The sequence below is a fragment of the Pedobacter sp. 05L430 genome (assembly GCF_056397585.1).
Genome location: NZ_JBFTNT010000403.1, coordinates 1 through 3,157 on the forward strand (window position 1 = coordinate 1; position 3,157 = coordinate 3,157).

General features: G+C 39.3%; 3 protein-coding genes. 1 reads left to right on the top strand and 2 read right to left on the bottom strand.

The genetic code is table 11. The features are described 5' to 3' along the window. Nucleotides 1-226 precede the first annotated feature (226 nt). Nucleotides 227-1,303, top strand: coding sequence for a zinc-binding dehydrogenase (locus AC1DG9_RS25520; RefSeq protein ID WP_288879301.1), 1,077 nt, complete (start codon nt 227-229; stop codon nt 1,301-1,303). A 200-nt stretch (nt 1,304-1,503) separates the two neighbouring features. On the opposite strand, the gene AC1DG9_RS25525 is transcribed toward AC1DG9_RS25520, so the two are convergent. Next, nucleotides 1,504-2,394 carry an AraC family transcriptional regulator gene (locus AC1DG9_RS25525; RefSeq protein ID WP_288879300.1) on the bottom strand — a complete coding sequence of 297 codons (891 nt, stop codon included), beginning with the start codon at nt 2,392-2,394 and terminating at the stop codon, nt 1,504-1,506. A 102-nt stretch (nt 2,395-2,496) separates the two neighbouring features. Further along, on the bottom strand, nt 2,497-3,157 hold a 661-nt coding region (locus AC1DG9_RS25530; protein WP_477635510.1), incomplete at its 5' end, for an NAD(P)/FAD-dependent oxidoreductase.

A 3,157-nucleotide genomic window follows, 5' to 3' on the forward strand; every position in this document is an offset into this window, starting at 1 on the left:
GGTACAACCTCCCCAATTGATAGCCAAAGGTCTTATTCCGGAGACTTCCTTATGACTGTAGGTATTAATCCGGAAGCAGATGCAGGCCGAACCAGTGTTGTTTTAAAAGTTATGACGCTATAATATTATTAATAGATACTTGCCAGTATATTAACAATTTCATAATATAGTGTTTAATTATGCTAAACATAAGTTTAGTAATTGTGCACTCAAATAGATCGTTATTATGAAAGGAAATATCGTGGTTTTTGAGGGTGCCGGCAAAAAACTGCAGTTGCAAGAGAGAGAAATACCCACACTTAAATCGGGTGAAATATTAATCAAGAATCTTTATACCACCATTTGCGGAAGTGATCTCTATACTTTCAGTGGCATCCGAAGTGAAAAGACACCAACTGTATTGGGCCATGAGATTGTAGGTAGGATTGTTAGACTGGATGCAGATCATCCACGTATTGATCAGGCAGGTAACAAATTACTGGAGGGTGATCTGGTAACCTGGGCAATATTCTGTTCACATCCTCAACAAGAATGGCTGGATAAAGGTATGCCCCAAAAATCGGAGCATCTTTTTAAATACGGCCATGCACAGGTTCTGGAAGAAGACGCCTTTCATGGTGGTTTAAGCGAATATTGTATTTTGCGGGCTCATACATGTGTCCTTAAATTACCTAATGAATTACCCCTGCCTATTGCAGCAACCATTAATTGTGCACTGGCAACTGTGGCCGGAGCGATTAGACTGGCCGGGCCTTTGGAGAAAAAAAATGTGCTTATTACAGGTCTGGGCCTTCTGGGAAATGTTACTGCCGCAATGAGTAAGGTTGCAGGGGCTACACGGATTATTGCAGTGGATGTGAATAGTGAACGTTTACAAGGATCAAAGGCATTTGGCGCTGATTTCTCTTATAATTCTAATGATGAAACAAATTTGCCGGAGATCTTAGCTGAACACAAAATTGATGTTGTATTTGATATGAGTGGTTCGCCAGACGCGATAGAATTGGGAATTGCATCATTAAGAACCGGTGGAACTGCTATTTGGGCCGGCGCAGTTTTTAAAACCAGGAAGATTGGCATTGATGCTGAGCAAATCATAAGAAAACTGCTTACCATTAAAGGTTTGCATAACTATAATTTCGAGGACCTTCAATACGCCCTCAACTTTATAAAAGAACAGCATCTGAATTTTCCGTTTTTGGATATAGTGTCGAAAGAATTTTCTTTAACTGAGGCTCAGGAAGCCTTTGAGTATGCAATTGCACACAGACCATTGCGGGTAGGTGTAAAAATGGATCTGTAACCTCACCTTACTCAAAATCATAATGTCTTTTAGAACTAAGCAATGGAAAATGTTGCTGGTAACGACTTAAACTTTTTTATCATTTTTATGGCTAATAGAGGGGATATTTAGCATATATAATTGTAAGGCCATAACTTACATAGAATTACAAATCGTTCGAATCAGATCAATCAGATAGGTTGATCTTAGTGGAAAGGGGTTTAATTTATGTTGCTGACCTTATTATACGCATCCATGTATTCGCTAGGGGTTTTACCTTTCACACTCTTGAAAACCCGGTTAAAATTATTTACACTATTGAACCCTACCTTATAGGCTACGTTTGCAATAGACTCTGGATTTCCTTCAGAAAGCAGCTTTTTACAAGCGTCATTTACTCTTACTTCATTTAGAAACGAAACAAACGTGTGACCGGTATGTTTCTTGAAGTATCGGCAAAATGCATGCGGATTCATATATGCAGTATTAGAGATGTCTTCCAGATCGATCTTGTTATGATAATTTTTCATGATGAAGTTGATAATCCGGCTCAATCGCATACCTTCATTTTCGGTAAGACTTGCAGAATAAACCTCCGGACATAAAACTTCAACATCGTTGTCTATAGATTGGATCATATTCATTAAGCTCAGGAAATTAGACAACAATACCATACCAGCAGAATGATGTATTTGTTTAATTTGTGCAGCAATCTTTGTGCATTGATTGGCTGGAATCTTAAATCCGTGCTTATAGTTGTCTAGAAAGGAATTAGCGGCTTTCAATTCGGGAAGGTCAAATAAGCCGGAAAGTGTATTTTTAGTGTTGAAATAGATAGAATGGGCCTTAACCGATTTGCCGCTCTCAGTGCTGAAATAATCAGGATTACTTTTAAATAAATGTGGCAGATTGGCTCCTACAAGAAAAATATCCCCTGAAGAAAAGACATGCATGTTGTTCCCTGCAATTAGGGTTCCTTCTCCTTGCTCCACCCAGGTAAGCTGCCACTCTTCATGTCGGTGAAGATATGGGTAAAAGTATGGTAATTCGATCTCTTCACTGACAACACTTCTATCAGCAGGTACTAAAATGGTAAAAGGTAAAACTTTCATACGCTCCCGTTTATTGATACCCAATTTACACAATCTTAACCAAAAGAGTGCTACCTATAGCTTAAGTATGCTAATATTCGGCTATAGGTAGCTAAAATCGTATTATCTGTTGGGATGGAAAGCTGAAATTTCTATTTCTGTTTTTTCCTGATCGATTAGTTGACTTACTAGTAAACCTGTTGCCGGACCAAGACTTAAGCCCATCATTCCATGACCGGTAGCAATAACCAAATTAGCTGTGCCGGAGCCGTAACCGATATAAGGTAATCCATCAGGAGATGAGGGTCTGAAGCCATACCAGATATGATCAATACGGGGCAATTTAGGTGCTAACCCAGGAAAGTATTTAGGCACGGATTCTAAAATTCCCTGGACCCTGTTCATGTTTATTTTGTTGTTAATTTTTGCAATTTCCATTGTTCCACCAAACCTGAGTTGTCCATTCATTGGGGTAATGGCAACTCTTGCTTCACACAGTAATGCCGGAATGGTCATTCTTTGTTCCGGTTCATCCTCCATAAATGAATATCCTTTTCCCGGCATCAGGGATAAATTCAGATTTAACATTTTTGCTAGTGAAGGTGACCAGGCTCCTGCTGCCAATACATATTGGTCGGCGTTCCACTTTGTTGCGCCGGTATAGATAGCGCTAATATTCTTGCCGGAGCGTTCGATATTAGTAACCTCTAGATTTCGCAAAATCTCTACTCCCWGTCTTTCCAAATGCAGGGTTAACAATTCCATTAATTTAGCTGGATCAAGG